Origin of the sequence: Acinetobacter sp. Lyrl_1, from assembly GCF_051948795.1 — a bacterium.
In the GTDB taxonomy this organism is placed as follows: domain Bacteria; phylum Pseudomonadota; class Gammaproteobacteria; order Pseudomonadales; family Moraxellaceae; genus Acinetobacter; species Acinetobacter towneri.
This window is the reverse complement of sequence record NZ_JAYJLK010000084.1, coordinates 1-2454: the sequence shown is the minus strand read 5'-3', so window position 1 is coordinate 2454 and position 2454 is coordinate 1. Positions and strand designations below refer to the sequence as shown.

General features: G+C 34.4%; 2 protein-coding genes and 1 pseudogene. All 3 read left to right on the top strand.

Annotated elements, in window-relative coordinates:
• The first annotated feature begins 266 nt into the window (after positions 1 to 266).
• Positions 267 to 1466 (top strand): tyrosine-type recombinase/integrase, encoded by a 1200-nt coding sequence (locus tag VF675_RS13560; protein WP_440205376.1) that lies wholly within the window; start codon positions 267 to 269, stop codon positions 1464 to 1466.
• Between the two features lie 110 nt (positions 1467 to 1576).
• Positions 1577 to 1663 (top strand): annotated as a pseudogene (locus VF675_RS13555) (IS982 family transposase); the annotation flags it as partial.
• A gap of 331 nt (positions 1664 to 1994) precedes the next feature.
• Positions 1995 to 2454, top strand: a 460-nt coding sequence (locus VF675_RS13550; RefSeq protein WP_440205375.1) for an ESPR-type extended signal peptide-containing protein, incomplete at its 3' end; no start/stop codon positions are given.

Sequence of the window (2454 nt, the reverse complement as noted above, 5' to 3'; positions counted from 1 at the left end):
CCTCAAATAATTAAGGTTCGGTTACTAGGTCTGTAAAACAAACCCATTGCAGAAGAGTATTTAACTATCACTGATTTTTGTTACTTAATACAGATTTTAACAGTGGTTACTTTTTTGGTTACTACAATGTGGAATATCAAAATAATATATATAAAAAACATATATATAAATATTTATATGATGCGTAATATACGCATCATATATAAAGCGTTCTATTTTGATATAATTGATCCAATCAACCCCTTATTAGGTTTCATTTAAATTCCATGAGTCTTACTGAAATTAAAGTTCGCCAAGCTCATTGCAAGGAAAAAACCTGTTTTTTATCCGATGAAGATGGACTTAGTCTGAAGATTGAGCCGAGTGGAAGAAAATCTTGGTGCTATCGCTATACAGATCCACAAACTAAAAAACGTCGACGCATTCAGCTAGGCCTTTATCCTGATTTATCGCTGAAAAAGGCACGACAAGTCAGAGATGACTTTAAAGACAATGATTTCTGTTTTGAACATGATACTGCCTCTAATGTCATCACCTTTGGTAAGGTCGGGGAGGAGTGGTTACAGTTCAAACTGAAAAATGCCTTCAACGATCTACCCCGCTGTGGTGTACTACAGTTAGCAGAAAGATGCTTACAGCAAGATATTTATCCAGACCTTCAGGATTTACCTTTTCAAAACATCAAGCGTTATGACCTGGTTTCAGTAATCAAAAAAATAGAGGGACGCCAAGTAAAAGAACCTGTCAAGAAAGCTTGTAGTTATTTGAACCAAATTTATGACTACGCTGTAGCGATGGGTTATTGTGAATTCAACATCGCGCATGGTTTAAATAAAATCGCCATTAACAGTAAAATCAAGAAAAATTATCCGTATTTGAAAGCAGAGGATATATCTGATTTTAAGTATAAATTACAAAAATTGGATGCCCATCCGATTATTAAAAAAGCACTGTTGTTTAAATTATATACTGGAGTGCGAGGGGCTGAATTGTTATTGTCTGAACCTCATCATTTTGATTTAAATGAAAAAATATGGAAAATACCTGCCTTGCATATTAAACAGTTTCGACGAAAAGTCATATTAGGCCATGAGATTCCAGATTTTTTAGTTCCACTTTCAAATCAGGCTTTAGAGATTTTGAAAGACGTCATGCAGTGGTCATACGGTGAAAAATACCTTTTTGCTAGCCCTCGCAAACACAATCAACCGATTCATTTTAATACTCTAAATATGGCCATACGTAAGATGGGGTATGGCAAACATCAACTATCTTCTCATGGTTTACGTTCTACTTTTAGTACCATTTTGAATGACTCAGGTTTGTTCCAAGATAATTGGATTGAGGCACAACTTTCACATATTGATAAGAACCGTACCCGTGCCAGCTATAATCACGCTGACTATTTAGCTCAACGGACTGAAATGATGCAGTGGTGGGGTGATTATTTAAGTACTAGTAAGTAAAATCGTACTAAACCGTAACCTGAGTTCGATATAAAAAAGAGTAGAAAAAAAGCCCTGAATTTATAACATATTGGTTCTCAAGACAAAATGTTATAAAACAAGGCTTCTCAATGGATCATATTACCGAATTATTTTGTATTTTGGACGATTTCTGCAAAACATTTAATGAATCTTTAGAAAAAGCTTTAATTTCTGATGGCTTTGTTGCATAAATATGTAAGCATCTGATTTAAATAAATTTAATTTTGGATCAAAAAATAATCAAAACTTTTAAAATCATATAGTTATGAAATCTTTGTGCAACAAAGCCAAATATGCTAAAAGGCTAAGCAGATTTCGTCGAAATCAGATTAAATAATAAGAAAATACCTAATTTACGTGATGTTTAACGAGTTTTTTGTTAACGAAAATGACATTTGGTAATTGGAGTAACAGACTAAAACACTAGATATCATCATATCTTAGTTTTATATGACTGTTTTCTCCAAATATGTGGATTTTTAAAATGTCATTAAAAGAAGATTGGTTATGAATAGAAATTACCGTGTTATCTGGAATGATTCAACAAATAGCTTTATTGCTGTTGCTGAAAATGTTAAATCAAGAGGGAAAAAAAGCAGTAAATCTTTAGTCACTACTTTTGCTACAGCTGGATTATTACTCTTAGGTGTCTCCCAATCTTATGCTGATACAGCAGCAGATGCTGCAGCGGCTGCTAGTTCGGCAATTCAATCCCAACTCTATGCTATCACTTCACAAAGTTCTGCTAATGAATCAATGCTTTCATCTTTATCATCGTTGAGTTCAGCAATTGAATCTGCTGGTTCAGCAGGATTATCTGCTAGTTCAGCACAATCATCGTTGAGTTCAGCAACTGCATCTGCTGGTTCAGCAGGATTATCTGCTAGCTCTGCACAATCATCGTTGAGTTCAGCAACTGCATCTGCTGGTTCAGCAGGATTATCTGCTAGTTCAGCAATTGAATCTG

Coding starts and splice junctions, on each gene's coding strand:
- VF675_RS13560 (WP_440205376.1), top strand. CDS start 267: ATGAGTCTTACTGAAATTAAAGTTCGCCAAGCTCATTGCAAGGAAAAA.